Here is a 17,696-nt window from a genome sequence, read left to right as displayed (position 1 = left end):
CAGTGGAGGCATGACAGCGCCCGGTTCGGGCAACATCGTCACTTTTGTGGAAACCAGTAAAACTGGTCACGTCGTTCAAGAGCTCACATTTGAACTCACTAATCAGACTGGGAAAGCGTGCATCGGCGGAGAATGGAAAAAAGCACAGCCGATAAAGGATCCCAATAAGTACACAAGAGATCCCGTCTACAAGATAGAGAATGGAAAATTCGAAGTTTTACTAAAAAACGGTTTCTGCGACGCATACGACTCTTACGTCGGCCAGTTTGTAGATGGCCGGTTTAGTGGAGAGCACATTTTTTACGGGTGGAGCGTCGAGACACTCGGTGACGTCACGGGATCTCAAATCAAGTAAATACATCGTGGCCTTCGCATACAAACGCGACAATCAAGCACGAGCTTAGAAATCAACGCAACTCTGTTTCAAACTCAATCGGCACAATCAATTCTGTTGCTTTGTCACGAGTAGGCAACGGTGATGCGCGAGCAAGCAGATTCAACGCTTCGCTATCCAAAGCCGCATCACCAGAACTCTTAGCAACACGCACATCACTCACCGCACCCGTCGCGGAGAGTTTGAAGCGCAGCTCCACTACGCCGCGCGTGCGAATGCCAGCAGGCAACTCTCGGCGAAACTTTGCGAGATGTGCACGCACGCGAGCGAAGTACATATCGCCGCCGGGTTTTCCGCCCGGTTTGATTTCCATGCGCTTGGCAACGACAGGCTCAGGCAGGGGCGGCAATGGCGCTGCATCTGCTGTGATTTCAGTGGGTGGCAGTGGCGGTGTTTCCGTTGGCTCAGTGCTGACGTCTCCTGAACCGGCCACTAGTTCCAAACCAACGCCATCACCACCACTACCCGCAGGGCTGCGGGGAATCATGGTGAAGCCGATGATCAAGACAACGATGATGGCATGCACCAGCAGCGCAATCGCCAGTGAGAAACGCTGACGCAAAACACCCGGGGTCATGGCGTGCCGCGTGCGGCGAGCAGGCTGACGTGTTCGATGCCGGAAGCACGCAGGCGCTGAAGGATATTGATCACGCGCGTTGCATCGACTGCTGCGTCGGCTTTCACGCGTAGAGACTCTTGCGGATGTTCTTTGCGCCACTCTGCGATGCGTGTTGGCAACTCGGACTCAGGCAACAACTCCGTACCAAAACCTACGCGGCCGTCGGAAGCGATAAGCAAAACATTGCCGGAAGGATCAGCTGGCGTTGCCAATGTAGAACGCGGTGGATCAATCGGATTTTTCTGCGCGGGCACCAGCGTGCCAGCGAGCATGAAGAAGATCAGCAATAGAAACGCGAAATTGATCATCGGCACCATGTCGATGTCTGTGCGTTTCTCGCGCTTGGGAACAGGCAGCTTCATGGCGCTGCGCTCGCATGGCCCAGCGTGAGGCTCACGCCAGCGGCCTTGAGATGATCGATCACACTGATCATGTCTTGTAGTGGCACGCCAGGCTGCGGCTGTACAACGACACGTGAATCGGGTTCCAGGTTTGATGTGAGTTGCGTCAACGCGATGGGCTTTCCATCCAGCTTGAGCTGCGCACCCGGCAGCAGTTGCAGCTGATGCACATGACCCGGCACTGGCATGGTCGTTTTGGATTCGCCACTGCCGATGTTCACATCCAGCGCGCCCCAGTCGAGATAGCTCGACGCCAGCATGAAGAAGAACAGCAACACGAACATCACATCGACAAGCGAGGTGATAACAATCGTGGAGTTCTTACGCCGCGCGGGGCGTGCGATGCGCATTGCGCTGACTTACAGCGGCCGCGTAAAGATGCGCGTGAGCGCACCTTCCATATCGTGATGCAGGCGCTCGACAGCGCGATCCAGTACATGGAAACCTGCGAGCGCGATGATTGCGACGGTGAGACCCGCAGCAGTAGTGAGCAGCGCTTCCCACAAGCCACCGGACAAGATCGATGGATTGACGCGATCACCTGCGGTTTGCAGACGCTGGAATACTTGGATCATGCCGAGCACAGTGCCAAGCAAACCGAGCAGCGGCGCGAGGTTGGCGATGACTTCCAGCGGGCGCAGCAAACGTCGCGCGGATTCCAATTGTTCAGAAGCAAGCTGCGTGATTTGTTCACGCACTTCGGCTTCAGGGAGTGCGGTGTTGTTGCGGCCTTTGATAGCAGCTGCCATCACTTTCGCTAATGGCGTGACCTGCGCGCTTAACAACGCGATTGCTTCATCAGCGCGGCCACCATGCCAAGCGCTCAGCACGCCTGCGACGAAATCGCGCTGGCCGATTTTCAGTTCCCAGAATTCCCAAGCCTTGACCAGAATCAGCGTCACAGAAGCGATCGAGAGGCCCAACAGAATCAACATCGCAGGCCCGCCTAAGCGGAGCCATTCCAGTGCTTGGGACATCGTTGTGCCTCTTGGTTTGTGTTCGCGCTAGTTGGCGCTCTTGGTCAACACCACACTGCCTTCACCCAAGGCACGCGGATCAGATGCCGCTTTCAAAGTGCGTGTCTTCGGATCCCACGTCACAACGTTCATCAAACCGTAGCTGCGCGAGACAGGTTCCAGCGTGTGTCCACGCGCACGTAGAGCGGCTTGTTCACTGACACTAAACGCATTGGCTTCAAACTGAATGACGTCAGGCAGATATTGATGGTGATAACGCGGCAGTGCGACGACTTGTTGTGCGTCGAGTCCATCGAGCCAACCGAGAATGCCGAGCGCGACCATCGTGATGATGCGACTGCCACCGGGTGTGCCGATGACGAGCAGACCGCGTGGGCCTTCAACGAATGTTGGGGTCATCGACGACAGCGGGCGTTTGCCCGGTGCAACCAGATTTTTTTCCGAACCGATCAAGCCGTAGGCATTACTAGCGGTGGTGGATGCAGCGAAGTCATCCATCTCATCGTTGAGCAACACGCCAGTGCCGGGCGCCATGAAGCCGGAGCCGAAAGGCAGATTGATCGACAAGGTTGCGGCGACGCGATTGCCTTCGGCATCGACGACCGAGAAGTGCGTGGTGTGATTGCCTTCTGGCACCAGCGCAGCAGGCGGCAGACTTGCGCTTGGTGTTGCGCGCTTGGGATCAATGCTCGCCACCAGATCACGCGCGTAGCTGCGTGAGGTGAGACGGAACACGGGAATGTTAACGAAATCCGGATCAGCCAAATACGCGGCGCGATCGCGATATGCGCGGCGCAGTGATTCGACGATGAGATGTTTGCTGTCGACGCCTGCATCGCTGCGATAGCCCAACAGCTCCAGCTGATTGAACAGCTCTGCCAAGGTTACGCCGCCAGCAGAAGGTGGTGGTGCTGTGACGATGCGCGTATCGCGAAACCAAGTGACCAAAGGCTTGCGTTCAACAACAGCGTAACGGCGCAGATCTTCTTCCGTCCAAATGCCACCAGCAGCACGCGACGCGGCTACGAGTTCTGTTGCGGTTTCACCTTCGTAAAATCCGGCGCCGCCTTGCATGGCAATCAGTTCGAGCGTGCGTGCAAGTTCGGTTTGTCTCAGCACTTCGCCTTCGCGTAGCGCGCGGCCATCTTGTGCGAAGGTGGCTTTTGCATTGATCGACAGACGCGGCCATTGGCTGGCGAATGCTTCTGCGAGTTTGCTGTTAACGGTGAAACCTTCACGCGCCAAACGCACGGCAGGTGCGAGGCTGCGCTTAAGTGGCAGTGCGCCGTATTTCTTTGAGATCAACTCCAGCGCGGCCGGTTCGCCGGGAATTGCAGCAGCTAGCGCACCATCACGCGACAAGGCATCAACGGCCTTGCCGTCTTTGTCCTGATACATCTTGGCATTGGCAGCATAGGGCGCGGTTTCGCGGCCATCGACAAATACTTCCATGCCGTCGGATTCGCGATGCAGCAACCAGAAGCCACCACCACCGAGGCCGGAGCCTGTCGGCTCTGTGACGGCTAGTGCTGCGCTAACAGCAACCGCAGCATCAAATGCATTGCCACCCGCAGCAAGCACTTCAAGCCCAGCCTTGGTCGCTTCTGGCGTTGCGCTAGAGACGGCATAACCCGGCAGCTTGTCGCCTGCAAAAACCAGCGCGGGCAGAAGCAGAAAACCTGCAATCAATAATTTTTTCATATCGGCTTACCCACCAATTGGCGGTATTTCAGATCGAGCTGTTCTTTGCTCTCGACGTGATCAGGGTCCAAGGGAATGCAATCGACCGGGCAAACATCCACACATTGCGGCGTATCAAAATGACCGACGCATTCGGTGCAGAGTTCCGGTTTGATCTCGTAGATCTCAATGCCTTGAAAGATCGCCTTGTTCGGGCAGACCGGCTCGCAGACATCGCAGTTAATGCACTCGTGGGTAATTTTCAGTGACATACAGACGCTGCGGCGCAGTGCGCGCCGCGAACCTTACTTACCTTTGTCCTTGCGGCCAAAACGTTCCAGCAGCATTGGGATCACTTCTTTAGGCACCAGTTTTTTCACTGGAGCGCCGAGGCTCGTCAGTTCGCGCACGAGTGAGGATGAAAGATGTTCGTACTGCGGCGACGGTGCCAACATGATGGTATCGAGCGATGGATACAGATCGCGATTCATGATCGCCATCTGCTTTTCGTAATCCACATCACCAACGGTGCGCACACCGCGCACCAACACGGTGACGCCATTTTCTTTGGCGAAGTTTACGACCAAGCCATCAAAGCTCATGACTTTGACGTTGGGCAAATCTTTGACACATTGCTTGATGAGTTCAACGCGCTCATCAATATTGAAGCGCGGATTCTTGGTGACATTGAGGCCCACGGCCACGATCAACTTGGGGAACATCTTGGAGGCGCGGCAGATGATGTCGTAATGACCGAGCGTAATCGGGTCAAACGTGCCGCTATATGCCGCTACAACGCTCATGATTTCTCCAGAGAATATGTCGCTAGGCCGTAGCATACCTTGCCGGCCTTCTTTTCCTTGAGCCAGCTAAAACCCGTAGGCAAAGACGGTTGTTTGCCCTCGGGCCATTCAATGTAGATGCGATTGAACGGTGCTAGTACTTTCGGCAGGTCTTCCAGCGCGCTTTCGAGCAGGCCGCTGGCAAACGGTGGGTCTAGAAAGACCACGTTATAGCGATGCCAGGTTTGCGAGATGTAAGACACCGCATCCAGCATCGCGACATCAAAACGTTGATGCGGCACTTTGAGCATCAGCAGCGCACTTTTAATCAAAGTGTTCTGACGCATACCAATTTCAACAAAGCTGGTGTGCGCAGCGCCGCGTGAGATCGCCTCTAAGCCGAGTGCGCCACTACCCGCGAAGAGATCAAGGCAGCGCGAACCATCGATGATCGGAGAGAGCCAATCGAACACAGTTTGACGCACGCGATCAGGCGTTGGTCGTACGCCACTCTCGGCGTCGAACTCAACGAGACGGCTGCGATGCTCGCCGCCGATGATGCGTAGTTTTCCGAGAGGACGTCTGCTCATACCAACAGTTTACGAGTCGCGCAGATTTCAGCAAGCCCCACCCTGTTCGATCAGGGAGTTCGCTGCCCAAAGGTTTGGACTAAACGCCGATGGCGATGCCGGAACAGAAAGCTAACAACAGCCCGCGTTACCGGGGCCATGAAAGCGATACGCGGCTCAATAATTAATTCGTCAGTGACGACACAGCCTTCGCCGGCAGAAACAACACGGCGGCGATGAATCCAGCTCTTCTGCATCCAAGATGTTGAGTTTTCATCAAAACCTTCACCGGCCTGGACCTGATCCAGATGCAAGGCATGCACGTCGAAAGGAATGAAGTGCAGCACCAGCAACACGCTGCGGAACAACACGCCCTTGAGCTGCTCTGGTGTTGCCTCTTGCAGAGAACGATTACCAAACGACGACGGCACTGTCATATGCACCCAGGGGTGCAGCTCGTGATTGACGCCGGCCATCGTCGACACTTTCGCCCAAACCACATCGGATGACGCCGAGAGTTCGCTGCGAAAGTGGAGATGGATCATTGCTGGGTGCCACCGACGGTGATGCCGTCGATCTTAAGTGTCGGCTGACCAACGCCGACTGGGACGCTTTGGCCTTCTTTGCCGCAAATGCCGACGCCGCTGTCGAGGCTGAGGTCGTTGCCGACCATGCTGACGCGGTTCAGCACTTCCGGGCCGCTGCCAATCAGCGTTGCGCCTTTAACCGGACGCGTGACTTTACCGTCTTCGATCAGATAAGCCTCGCTTGCCGAGAACACGAAGTTGCCGGAAGTGATATCGACCTGACCGCCGCCGAAGTTCACGGCGTAGATGCCCTTCTTCACCGACTTGATGATCTCTGCCGGATCATGCGGGCCTGCCAGCATGTAGGTGTTGGTCATGCGTGGCATGGTCAGCTGCGAGTAAGACTCGCGGCGGCCGTTGCCGGTGGGCGCCACGCCCATCAGGCGCGCGTTGAGTTTGTCTTGGATGTAACCGCGCAGGATGCCGTTCTCGATCAGCGTGGTGCATTGCGTCGGCGTGCCTTCGTCATCCACCGTCAGCGAACCGCGACGATTCACAAGCGTGCCGTCGTCAACAATCGTGCAGAGTTCTGAAGCCACCTTTTGACCAACGCGGCCGGTGAATGCAGACGTGCCTTTGCGATTGAAATCGCCTTCAAGGCCGTGACCAATCGCTTCGTGCAGCAACACGCCGGGCCAGCCGGAACCGAGCACGACGGTCATTGCGCCTGCGGGTGCAGGCACTGCTTCCAACGCCACCAGTGCCATGCGCACGGCTTCGCGCGCATAACGTTCTGGCTGACCAGAGCCAAAGAAATCTGCGAGTGCACCGCGACCACCGCCACCTGCGTGCGCCTGTTCGCGACGACCGTTCTGTTCGACGATGACGCTGACATCCATACGCACCAGCGGGCGTACATCGCCTGCGAGCGTGCCGTCGGTCGCAGCGATCAGGATCACTTCATGATTCGCCGTGAGCGAAGCCATCACCTGAATCACGCGAGGATCCGCCGCGCGTGCAGCAGTATCAGCGCGCTTGAGTAGATCCAACTTCTGATCCGTGGTGAAACTCTGTAGCGGGTTCAGCGATGGATACAAGGCAATGGCGCCCTGTCCTTTCCACGCTTGAATCTGACCTTCCTGACCTTGGCGCACGATGGCGCCAGCGGCACCAGCCGCGTCGGTCAATGCGTTCAAACGAATTTCGTCGGAGTAAGCCAAGCCCTGCTTCTCACCCGAGATTGCACGTACGCCCACGCCTTGCTCAACGTGATGGCTGCCGGATTTAACAATGCCGTCTTCCAGCGACCAGCTCTCGCTGAGCGAGTGTTGGAAATACAGATCTGCTGCATCAATGCCCGGCTTCATCAAACCAGAGAGCACGCGCTGCAAGCTGCAATCATCCAGCTCAGCAGGATCGAGCAAGGTTTTGCGAGCAAGGGCTAAGGCTTCAGTCATTAGAGTCTGCGGTGATTCAAGCTAGGAAAAGAGGAACGAACTTTGGTTTGCGCCTCAGCATCTAGCGTGGCAAGTACAACGCCCTCACCTTCTGCGCGCTGCGCGAGAATCTCGCCCCACGGGCTGATGATCATCGAGTGACCCCAGGTGCGGCGACCACCAGCGTGAGTGCCGGTTTGATTGGGTGCGATGACTGCACAAAGATTTTCTACTGCGCGTGCACGCAACAGAATTTCCCAATGCGCTTCGCCCGTTTTCTCGGTGAATGCTGAAGGCACGCACAACAGCTGCGCACCTTGGCTGCTCAGTGAGCGATACAGCTCTGGAAAGCGCAGGTCATAGCAAACGCTCAAACCCAACACACCAGCCGGTGTCTCAGTGAAAGTGGGGCTGACGCTGCCAAATGCAATGCTGTTGGACTCGCGATAGCTCTCGGTTTTGCCGTCGCGCAGCACATCCACATCAAACAAATGAATCTTGTCGTAATGCGCAACGCGCTGGCCTTGATCGTTGAAGACCAAACTGGCGGCGTAAACCTTGCGCGCATCATCAGGCACTGCGAGCGGAATGGTGCCGCCGACTATCCACATCGATAAGGCTTTGGCGGTGTCTGCAAGAAACGATTGAATCGGACCACTACCCAGTGGCTCGGCATGAACAAGCTTGGCCGCTTCATGCGCGCCCATGAAGGCGAAGTTTTCTGGCAACACCGCGAGCTTTGCACCGCCAGCCGCAGCTTCTGTCAGCAGACGTTTCGCCGCGGCAAGATTAGCGGCGACGTCAGCGACCGAGTTCATCTGGATGGCGGCGACGGTAGTAGTCATAAACTCATTCTACTTTGGGATTGTCCCAAGGTCCGGTTAAGCGGTAGGAGAATTGGGTCAGCTTATCGAGCGGCTTGCCCAGCACCTGCTGTGCGAGCAGCACCAGCGCGCCCGCGGCCGGTCCACCAACAATGGTGGCGCCAATCGCGACACCGGTCGAGACACGCGGATGCACCGTCACTTTTTGATCGAAGTCGCGAGCCGCAAGACCAATCTTGCCGCGCACTTCCATATCAATCGATGCGCCCTTGATATCGAGATCGTTAGTCGTGGCCGTGCCATTGGCCAAATCGTAATTACCCTTGATGGTGTCAAAGCCCAAGCCCGAACTCACCACATCGCGGAAGTCCAGCGTAAAGCGGCGTGGCAAGGCGTAGAGATTAAGCAAACCCAGCACGCGACCCGCACCTGGCTCAATCGCGCGCAGTGATCCCTCTTTGACATCAATCGCAACTTTGCCGCGCGCTTGTGCCCATGAGATGCCGCTTGGTTCCAAGTTCCAATTCAGATCGCTGTTGAACTTGCTTTGCTTCGCATCAAGGTTAGGCGCAAAACCCAGCGCCTTCAGCGTGCCAGCGGAATCTTCGCTGCTCAGATCAAACTTGAGTGCAGCGCTCGACAAACTCTTTTCGCGCTTCCACCAGCCATCTGCGGTGAGCGTGGTTTTTCCGCCGCTCAGATTGAGTCGCTCAATCTTCTGACCGCCGGGCACGCGCTGCGTGACCAGTGCGAGCTTGCCGAGATCGAATCCGCTCATCGTCAACTGATCGCAAACCATATCGAGAACAGGGAACTGGTTGGGATCAAAAACAGTTTCGTTCTTGTCGACCACCGCATTGGCTGCGCCGTTGCTCGGAGGCAATGCAGCGCTTTGGAAATCCACTGCGAGATGTTTGAGCTGTGCGCTCAGTGCGCCATTCGCAGCATCACGCCAAATCAAATCGCCTTCTGCACCAGCACCACTCAGCTTGGTCGACCAGCCGTCTGCATTAGGGATCATCACGCCGCGCACATCACGCACGACTTGGCCCAGATACGTAACACGATCCGCGTGCAGCTCTGCACGATTGAGTGTCATGCCGCTGCCGCGTGCAGTGCCCAACACAGCACCCCATGCAGCCAGATCAATCGAATCGACATCGCCATTGATATTCATGCCGGTGCCATCCACCAACGGCGCTATTCCACGACCGAAGAACAGATTGATGCCGCGCACACGTTGCGTACCATCTTCAGCAGAAGCCAGCGCGATATCCGTATTCAAACGATCGCGATAATCAACGCGAACATGCGTGCTGCTGGCGTTGCTACTAGCACCACCGATGACAACGCGCAGCGGCGCGGTTTCTTCTGCGGTCTTGCCCAGTGGCTGCGGCATCGAAACCGCCACGCCCTGGAGATCACTCAGCAGATGCAATGCGGTTTCATCCTTGCCCAGCGGCAACTCAAGACTCCAGCGCGAACTGCCCGTCATGGTCTTGCGAACAATCTCTGGCACAAACGAACTGACGCCGCTGCCATCTTGTTTCAGCGCATAGGAGAAGTCAGCCGCAACTACGCCATAGGTGTTGATGCGCGGCAGAATACGCGCGACCAGATCGACGTCTTCAAACTTTGCGGCGAGTTTGTCAGCAGTCACGCCGGTGTTGTTGAAGTTGAGGCTGCCGATGATGTTACGAATCGGTTCTTGCAAACCCTTGTAGCGCAGCTCGACATCATTCAGCACAACCGCACCCGCAACTTCAGTCTTGTTGCCGTCATGCAAAGGAACGTTCAGATGCACCGCCACCTGCGACGGACCTTTTGCGCTGGTGTTGTTGACCAAACCGGCCAATGTTTTCTTGAGCGGTGAGGCCTGCAAGAAATCGTAGAAGCGTGAAGTCTCGCCGCTGCCCGCAACATCGATCAGCAATATGCCATCGTGGAAATCGGCAATGCTTGCGCTGGCTTTTTCGATGCTATTGCCCATCACGCTGGCACTGTCAGCCTGAATGTCGAGACCGTTGCCAACAAAATTCAGCTTCGCTTTGATTTGATCAACCGACGGCCAGTCCGGCAAATAAGCGAGCTTGGCATTTACGACATCGATATCCAGTTTCCAAGAACCGGTGCCGCGTTTGGTAAACGGAAAATCTGCCACCGCGCCATGAAACTCCAACTGCGCCCGCGGCACGCGAGCACTGACGATCGCGCGATTCAGCCAATCGTGCAGATTGTCATGCCACACCAAGGGCATGAACGGCTTGGCTTGATTGACGTCGCCCACGGAGAAATTGGCGCTGAGATTCAATTCTGGCGAAGCGCCTTCTGCTGAAGGCAACAACACATTCACCTGACTCGTGCCGACGATGCTCTGCACTCTCCAAGCCAACGCGGGCAAATCAAATTGCCAACCTTCAGCACGACGATTCCAACGCGCTTCACCGCTCAGACGATCAAACGGCACCGAGCTGCGCAGCGCGTGTGGCAAATCGACACGCACGGCATGACCATCCAGTTTGAAACGACCGCTGTTTTCATCTGCGGACAATTCGCCCGAGAGCCCATTGAAGCCGACTGCGCCATCCCCGGGTTTGAGCGCAACATCTTTGAGCGTTGCCAATACCGAGTAACGTGATTCTTCTTCGCCTTTCTGCAAACGCAGAACCAAACGATTGATGTCGCCACTGGCGCGTGAGGCCATCGACAGCGCATGTGGCGCGTCCCTGAAGTAAGCCAGCCACGGCATGATCTGCGTCAGGCGCAGAAAATCAGCGTCGGCCTTGATCTCATACCCTTCCGTCTCTGGCTGTGCGGCGTAATGGAAATCGCCGCGCAGTTGATCTTCGCCATCCATCAAAAACTTCTTGATGTCTAACTGCCAGCCATCTGTGTCCGCGCTAATGTTCGTGAGGAAGTCGAGCGACTTCGCCGTGACTGTCTGACCCGCGCGGCTGATTGCCAGCGCATCTGTTTCTGCATGAGCAACTAGCGCAGTGACACGGCCACCCAACAACTTGCCGCGAATATCGACGTTGCCATCTTCAACAGCGACACGCGTGCCCGGCAGCAATAGCGCGCGCAGCCAAGGCTGCGGCTGCAACTCACGTGCGTTGATCTTGAAATCACCACGCCACGTCGCAGGCTTGGTGATCGGGCCTTCGACTTCGCCCTCAAAATCAATTGATTTTCCGTATGCCGCTGGCAGCAACAACTCGGCTTCGCCCTCAAGGCCGCTGCTGGTATGCGATACCTCGGCGCTAGCCAGCGTTAGGCTGATGTCGTCTTCTGGTAGTTGCGGTGCGCTCAGTTCAATCTTGCAATTGCTCAGACGTACGCGCTTAAAGCGCGACACCTCGCGCAACAATTTTTCGTAGTTGGTTTTCTGATTAGGATTTTGTTCAAGGCCAACGATGCTGACCTCGCCGTCTTCATCGATGTTGACGCCCAATTCCAAACCCGACAGCTCAATACGCGTCGGCATGAAATCACCGCCCGCGATATGCAGGAAATTGAAACCGAGTGAGAGACGTTGCGCGGAAAGCACTTCTTCGTCTTGACCATCGTCGCTGTAGAGCGTGATGTCAGAGAGATCGATGCGCGGATAGATGCCATGCCAGACGAGACTGATGCCGCCGATATCTACCGGACGACCTGCAACTTTGGTGACCCAAGTAGAAAGATCTTCACGATAGCTGGGCAGCGCTAATACTGCCGCTTGGAAAAGCGCGCTGACGGTCGCCGCAAGAATCACCAGAACGGCGACAACGGAAACGGTCCACGTCCACCAGCGGCGCCTTACACGCTCCATTGCACTCCGCTCAGGCGCATCACGAGATCTAATCAAAAAACTAAGGGCCGCTATTGTCGCCCTAGCGAGCGGCGCAAGCTAGTGAAAATCTTGCAAAAAATTAGACCTGTGAAGGTTAATTTTTGTGAATGTTTGTTTTTATTTACTTTTGCTTTTTATGAGTAATTTAATAAAACATTTGCATCAGTTTGTAGGGTGGGTAGAGCGCAGCGAAACCCACCAGCTTTAAACGCGTTACTTCCCTCTCCCCATGCTTTTTATGGGGAGAGGGATCGACGAGGGCATGGATGCCCGAGGTAGAGCAACGCAGGAGCAGTTGCCGAGGGTGAGGGGCAAGCTTTTCACGCGCTTCGCGGGCTACTGCCTGCGCTGATTGAGATGGCGTGTTCCGCACTGTGGTGCGGGTTACTTTCTTTGGCGCAAAGAAAGTAACCAAAGAAACATCACAAGCCCACTTCTGCGGTGCTTGAGAAGAGGCCCTATACGTTCGCTAACTAATTTCTCGATGCGAGAAACCGGTAACCGCTTCAGCGTTTATGCGAACGATGAATGCGCGCGGCACATTCGCTACAAGTGGGCTGATCGTAGGGTGGGTAGAGCGCAGCGAAACCCACCGTGTCGCATGGGAGAGATGGTGGGTTTCGCTGCGCTCCACCCACCCTACAGTGGCACCACGTCGAAGCTGTCTTGCCCGTATGACGATTCGGCTTGCAGACGGATCGGTCGATGCAACTGCGCTTCAAGCTCGCCCAGACCCAGCGACTGCTCTTCCATAAATCGCGTGATGACATGTGGAGCGGCGAGCACCAAAAAGCCTTTGGCTTCGAACTGGCGTGCGGCGCGTTGGATATCGCGGGCGATTTCGTGGCAGACGGTTTCGACGGTTTTGACTGTGCCGCGGCCGTTACAGGCGGCGCAGGGTTCGCAAAGAATGTGGCCCAAAGATTCGCGCGTGCGTTTGCGGGTGAGTTGTACCAAACCCAGTTCAGTAAACGGATAAACCTGTGTGCGTGCGTGATCGGCTGCTAGCGCACGCTCCAATGCACGCATCACTTGCGCGCGATGGTCAGCACCTTTCATATCGATGAAGTCGATGATGATGATGCCGCCGAGATTGCGTAGGCGCAGTTGACGCGCAATCGCCTGCGCAGCTTCGAGATTAGTTTTGAGCACCGTCTCTTCGAGATTGCGGTGGCCGATGTAAGCGCCGGTGTTCACATCAACCGTGGTCATCGCCTCGGTCTGATCAATCACCAAATGGCCGCCGGATTTCAGTTCAACACGACGATCAAGCGCACGTGCGATATCGTCTTCGACGCCGTACAAATCAAAGATGGGTGCGGAGCCTTCGTACAGCTCAACCTTGGATGCAGCATTCGGCACAAACACCTGCGCAAACTGCTGCAGATTGCGGAATTCATCCATGTTATCAATGCGCACGCGCTCAACGTCGGTGCCCATCAAATCACGCAGAATTCGCATCGACAGCGGCAGGTCGCCGTGCACCATCGTTGCTGCTGGTGCGACCTTGGCTTGCTCGCTGATCGAGCCCCACAAGCGCATTAAGAAACGTAGATCGTTAGCTAAAGCCTCAGCGTCTGCGCCTTCAGCTGCGGTGCGCGCGATGACGCCAAAGCCTGGCGCCTCGACACGCTGCGTCTCATCAAGAATGGCTTTGAGGCGATCGCGCTCCACTTCATCTTCAATGCGCGCCGATACACCGACATGCGGCTCAAACGGCAACAACACCAGATAGCGTGAAGGCACTGACAACAAGCTGGTGAGGCGTGCACCTTTGGTGCCCATCGGATCTTTAACGATCTGCACCAACACCGACTGACCATCGTGCAATAGCTGCGTGATCTGCGGCGTTGGCTTGTTGGGGTCGCCATTGTTTGCACAAACCATATCGGCGACGTGCAGAAACGCGGTGCGATCCAAGCCGATCTCGACAAACGCGGCCTGCATGCCGGGCAGCACGCGCTGCACCACGCCTTTGTAAATGTTTCCGGTCAATCCATGACGCGATGCACGCTGCAAATGAACTTCTTGCGTGGAACCGCCTTCAACCAGCGCGACACGGGTTTCTTGCGTGCCAATGTTGACCAAAATTTCGGTGCTCATGGTTCTTCTTATTTTTCGTTTTACAGAGTGTGGATGCCAAAGCGCAGCAAGAGTTCTGTCGTCTCAAATAGCGGTAAGCCGACAACGCCACTATAGCTGCCGTTGATGCCTTTAACGAACTGGGCACCAAGACCCTGAATTCCGTAAGCGCCAGCTTTATCCGCTGGCTCGCCACTGTCCCAATAAAGCGCCGCAGCTTCCGGCGTGATCACGCCAAAAGAGACATGAGTCACGGACAGCATTACCTCTGCGCGTGAGCCCTGCACCATGGCGACAGCGGAATAGACCTCGTGCTCACGATTCGACAGCGCAGCCAGCATCGCCAGCGCATCAGCGCGATCTCGCGGTTTGCCGAGAATGTGGCCGTCCAGCACCACATCCGTGTCTGCGCCTAAAACCGGCAAGGACGAGCCGATTCTGGCCTGCGTCGCCAGCGCTTTTTCCAGCGCCATACGCCGCGCGTAATCGGCAGCAGTTTCTGATGACATCGGCTGCTCAACAATATCTGCTGAGCGCACATCAAAGTGCAGACCCAGTTGCTGCAACAGTTCTTGTCGGCGCGGCGATGCAGAAGCGAGATGAAATTGGATATCGGGCATGTGCGTTCGACTTATTTAGGCATCACTTCTAGCGTGCCGAGTTCCAAGTGCGCGTGATGCAATTCGTAGTCGAAACGACCGCTGTGCTCCGCTTTGAACGCCAGCTTCGCAGGCACACCGGCTTGCAGTTTCAGATGCAGGTCGTAGCCGTGCATATGCAGGTCGTCGGCGTGGTCGGAGGTAATCAGCAACTCCACATCGTCGCCTTCTTGCACTTGAATCGACGCAGGCCCGGAAACACGCTGGCCTTTACTCACGACGATCTCGAACAACTTTGGCTTGGGCAGCTCTGGCACTGCGGGCGCGGGTGCTACGGTCATCGGCCCACTTTGCACCACTAACGCCGAATTCTGCGTAGGCGCCGACGCTGGGCGCATGACCTGAGACAGGCCGACAAGTACTACAAGCGCCAGAGCCAGAAATAACAGGGCTTTCTTATTCATACGAATTCATTAACTCGAAAAAGTGGCGATCAGGCTGATCGCGGGACAAGCCGTTTTTACCATATCTGCTCATAGGTCCGCCGCCGTATAGTCGTGACCACAAAAATGACTACAAGACCCTGAATACAGGGCTACATACCTAAGGAGTTAAATCATGCGTCAATCTGTATTTGTGCTGACCGCTGTGAGTGCAGCCTTGTTGTTGTCGGCGTGCGGCCGTTCAAGCTCACCCACTGGCAGCGAGAACAATGGCGGCAACGGCGTGTTACCTGCCGGCGTTGCGCCAGAAACGCGCTATGACTTGGCCAACGGTTGCTACGCGTTGAAGTCTGTCCCCAAGAATGCTTTTGCCGCTAAAGCCAGCGGCGGCACTTACGCTGTCACGGCAGCGAAAGTGGATGACGCCGAACCGTTTTACATGAAGCCAACGGCGCTCGGTAAATATCTGTTCTACGCAAAAGACAAAACCTTTCTGGCTGCCAATGGCGGCACTGTCGGCAGCGCAGGCGCAGCGAGCGATGCTGCGGATTGGACGATTGATACCGATGCCAACAAGAACTACACCGTGTTCTCGGCCTCAGCCAACAAGGCTTTGGCTGTAGATGTTGCGACCGGCAAATTGATTCTCGCGGATGCCGCCAGCGCAGCTGATGCTGCCAAGTTCGGTTTCACCGCAGCTAAAGACTGCACACCATTCCCTGAAGCAGAGCTCAACGCCAGCGGCCCTAACTACAAAGGCACCGGCGTTGATAAACCTGTGATCGGTTTTGCCGACGTACATCAACACATCAGCGCCACCACCTTCCTCGGCGGCGCGCATTACGGCAGACCGTTCCATCGCTTTGGCGTCACTGAAGCGCTGAAGAATTGCGCAGCCACTCACGGTCCCGATGGCCATCTCGATCTGCTCGGCAATCTCTACGCTACCGATCCGCTGGCAACGCATGACACCGTAGGCTGGCCAACGTTTAACAGCTGGCCTGCACCACACTCGCTGACGCACGAAAGCACGTATTACAAGTGGATTGAACGCGCATGGCGCGGCGGTTTGCGCATCATGCTCAACAACCTCGTTGAGAACGAAACGCTATGTAATCTCGAAGCCGTCGCCCAGCTCCAGCCCGGCAAGAACTGCAACGAAATGGACAGCGCCGTCACGCAGGTGCAGTACATGCGTGACCTGCAGGACTACATCGACGCGCAGGAAGGCGGCCCGGGTAAAGGCTGGCTGCGCCTCGTCGACAATCCAGTGGACGCACGCAAGGTGATCAACGAAGGCAAACTCGCTGTCGTCACCGGCATCGAGATTTCGCATCTGTTCAACTGCACGGTTAAACAGGTTGCGCAGGTCGGCGGCGTCACGGTTCCTGACATCAACGGTTGCACCACGGCAGATATCGACACGCAGTTCGATCGTCTCTACAACCTCGGCGTACGCCAGATGTTCCCATTGCACGAGTTCGACAACGCACTCGGCGGCAACGGCATCTTTGATGGCTTGGTGTTGAACGTCGGCAACTTCGTCGACACCGGCAAATTCTGGGGCACGTACAGCTGCCCAACGGATGAAGCAGGCGGTTACAGCACCTACCTCTACACGCCTGGCGCGGTGATGACGACGTCAGATCCAACGGGCGTCACAGCTCCAGCCAATCCATTGGTTGAAGCACTGCTCGCAGGCAAAACCATTCCTCTGCCGATCTACCCAACCACGCGCCAGTGCAACGCACGTGGCCTGACGGATCTGGGCAAATATGCGTTCAAGAAAATGATGGATAACAAAATCATCATGGAAGTCGATCACCTTGAACTCTCGATCAAAGAAGATCTGATCAAGCTTGCAGAAGAACAGACTCCGGTTTACCCACTGGTCTCAACGCACGGCGGCCATGGCGGCATCAGCAACGATCAAGCCAAACGCATTCTTGACCTGGGCGGCATCGTTTACCCGGGCGGCGGTGGCGGTACCGGCGCGCAGTTCTACGACTTTATTCAGAAATTGTTGCCGCTTAAGAGCAGCAAGCATCTGTTCGGCGTGGGCATCGGCTCTGATACCAACGGTCTGGCTTCACAGCCTGGCCCGAGTGGTTCAGAAACCCCTGTGCAATACCCGTTCACCTTGTTCAAAGGTCCAGGTTGGGGCTCGCAGTTCAGCCACATCAAACCAGTCACCTTTGATCGCCAAGTCAGCGGCGAACATGTTTACGATCTGAACACCGAAGGTCGTGCGCACTACGGCATGGATGCAGATTGGGTAGAAGAAGTGCGCTTGGGCGCGATCAGCGAAGCGAAGAAGCACAACGAATATGTTGATGCACATCCAGAACTGAATCTGAAGAAACAAGATCCACAGAAGCAAGCACGCGAGGCCATCACCCATCTGTTCAACTCAGCAGAAGTTTATCTGCGCGCGTGGGAAGCGACGGTTAATCGCTAAGCAACGTTCATAGAAAAAGCCGGCTCTGATCATCAGAGCCGGCTTTTTTTATTTCAGCGATGTAGCCCGGGTG

Annotated in this window: 17 protein-coding genes; 2 read left to right on the top strand and 15 right to left on the bottom strand. The window is 56.1% G+C overall.

Annotation, left to right across the window (positions count from 1 at the left end):
• Positions 1-10: 10 nt before the first annotated feature.
• Positions 11-355 (top strand): hypothetical protein, encoded by a 345-nt coding sequence (locus CJD38_RS00540; protein WP_146165888.1) that lies wholly within the window; start codon positions 11-13, stop codon positions 353-355.
• A gap of 52 nt (positions 356-407) precedes the next feature.
• Here the strand turns inward: CJD38_RS00540 and CJD38_RS00535 are convergent, their stop codons facing one another.
• The 15 genes from CJD38_RS00535 to CJD38_RS00465 form a co-directional block, all read right to left on the bottom strand.
• On the bottom strand, positions 408-971 hold the full coding sequence (locus CJD38_RS00535; protein ID WP_107938354.1) for an energy transducer TonB: 564 nt from the start codon (positions 969-971) through the stop codon (positions 408-410).
• Positions 968-1,375, bottom strand: coding sequence for an ExbD/TolR family protein (locus tag CJD38_RS00530; RefSeq protein ID WP_107938353.1), 408 nt, complete (start codon positions 1,373-1,375; stop codon positions 968-970). The genes CJD38_RS00535 and CJD38_RS00530 overlap by 4 nt, the downstream gene beginning before the upstream one ends.
• A complete protein-coding gene (locus tag CJD38_RS00525) occupies positions 1,372-1,764 on the bottom strand; it encodes an ExbD/TolR family protein (protein ID WP_107938352.1) in 393 nt (130 codons plus the stop codon). The genes CJD38_RS00530 and CJD38_RS00525 overlap by 4 nt, the downstream gene beginning before the upstream one ends.
• Before the next feature lie 9 nt (positions 1,765-1,773).
• Positions 1,774-2,391 carry a MotA/TolQ/ExbB proton channel family protein gene (locus CJD38_RS00520; RefSeq protein WP_107938351.1) on the bottom strand — a complete coding sequence of 206 codons (618 nt, stop codon included), beginning with the start codon at positions 2,389-2,391 and terminating at the stop codon, positions 1,774-1,776.
• 27 nt (positions 2,392-2,418) lie between these two features.
• On the bottom strand, positions 2,419-4,092 hold the full coding sequence (ggt, locus tag CJD38_RS00515; RefSeq protein ID WP_107938350.1) for a gamma-glutamyltransferase: 1,674 nt from the start codon (positions 4,090-4,092) through the stop codon (positions 2,419-2,421).
• Positions 4,089-4,343: a YfhL family 4Fe-4S dicluster ferredoxin gene (locus CJD38_RS00510; protein ID WP_107938349.1), complete on the bottom strand. Its 255-nt coding sequence runs from the start codon at positions 4,341-4,343 to the stop codon at positions 4,089-4,091. The genes ggt and CJD38_RS00510 overlap by 4 nt, the downstream gene beginning before the upstream one ends.
• A gap of 33 nt (positions 4,344-4,376) precedes the next feature.
• Entirely contained in the window at positions 4,377-4,874 is a 498-nt protein-coding gene (gene coaD, locus CJD38_RS00505) for a pantetheine-phosphate adenylyltransferase (RefSeq protein ID WP_107938348.1), read from the bottom strand.
• A complete protein-coding gene (rsmD, locus tag CJD38_RS00500; protein WP_107938347.1) occupies positions 4,871-5,443 on the bottom strand; it encodes a 16S rRNA (guanine(966)-N(2))-methyltransferase RsmD in 573 nt (190 codons plus the stop codon). Before rsmD ends, coaD begins: the two co-directional genes overlap by 4 nt.
• Before the next feature lie 50 nt (positions 5,444-5,493).
• Positions 5,494-5,967 carry an Rv1443c family protein gene (locus tag CJD38_RS00495; RefSeq protein WP_107938346.1) on the bottom strand — a complete coding sequence of 158 codons (474 nt, stop codon included), beginning with the start codon at positions 5,965-5,967 and terminating at the stop codon, positions 5,494-5,496.
• Positions 5,964-7,406 (bottom strand): metalloprotease TldD, encoded by a 1,443-nt coding sequence (tldD, locus tag CJD38_RS00490; RefSeq protein ID WP_107938345.1) that lies wholly within the window; start codon positions 7,404-7,406, stop codon positions 5,964-5,966. Before tldD ends, CJD38_RS00495 begins: the two co-directional genes overlap by 4 nt.
• Entirely contained in the window at positions 7,406-8,230 is an 825-nt protein-coding gene (locus tag CJD38_RS00485; protein ID WP_107938344.1) for a carbon-nitrogen hydrolase family protein, read from the bottom strand. Before CJD38_RS00485 ends, tldD begins: the two co-directional genes overlap by 1 nt.
• 4 nt (positions 8,231-8,234) lie before the next feature.
• A complete protein-coding gene (locus CJD38_RS00480) occupies positions 8,235-12,020 on the bottom strand; it encodes a YhdP family protein (RefSeq protein WP_107938343.1) in 3,786 nt (1,261 codons plus the stop codon).
• 660 nt (positions 12,021-12,680) lie between these two features.
• Positions 12,681-14,144 (bottom strand): ribonuclease G, encoded by a 1,464-nt coding sequence (rng, locus tag CJD38_RS00475; protein WP_107938342.1) that lies wholly within the window; start codon positions 14,142-14,144, stop codon positions 12,681-12,683.
• 20 nt (positions 14,145-14,164) lie between these two features.
• Complete coding sequence (locus CJD38_RS00470) at positions 14,165-14,743, bottom strand: Maf family protein (RefSeq protein WP_107938341.1); 579 nt, start codon at positions 14,741-14,743, stop codon at positions 14,165-14,167.
• A gap of 11 nt (positions 14,744-14,754) precedes the next feature.
• The gene (locus CJD38_RS00465; protein ID WP_107938340.1) at positions 14,755-15,186 is read right to left on the bottom strand and encodes a cupredoxin domain-containing protein; all 432 of its coding nucleotides are present in this window, start codon (positions 15,184-15,186) and stop codon (positions 14,755-14,757) included.
• 154 nt (positions 15,187-15,340) lie between these two features.
• On the opposite strand from CJD38_RS00465, the gene CJD38_RS00460 reads away from it, so the two are divergent.
• Entirely contained in the window at positions 15,341-17,623 is a 2,283-nt protein-coding gene (locus CJD38_RS00460) for a peptidase M19 (protein ID WP_107938339.1), read from the top strand.
• The last annotated feature ends 73 nt before the right edge of the window (positions 17,624-17,696 follow it).

The organism is Stenotrophobium rhamnosiphilum, from assembly GCF_003052265.1.
Classification (GTDB): domain Bacteria; phylum Pseudomonadota; class Gammaproteobacteria; order Nevskiales; family Nevskiaceae; genus Stenotrophobium; species Stenotrophobium rhamnosiphilum.
This window is presented reverse-complemented; position numbering and strand designations above follow the sequence as displayed.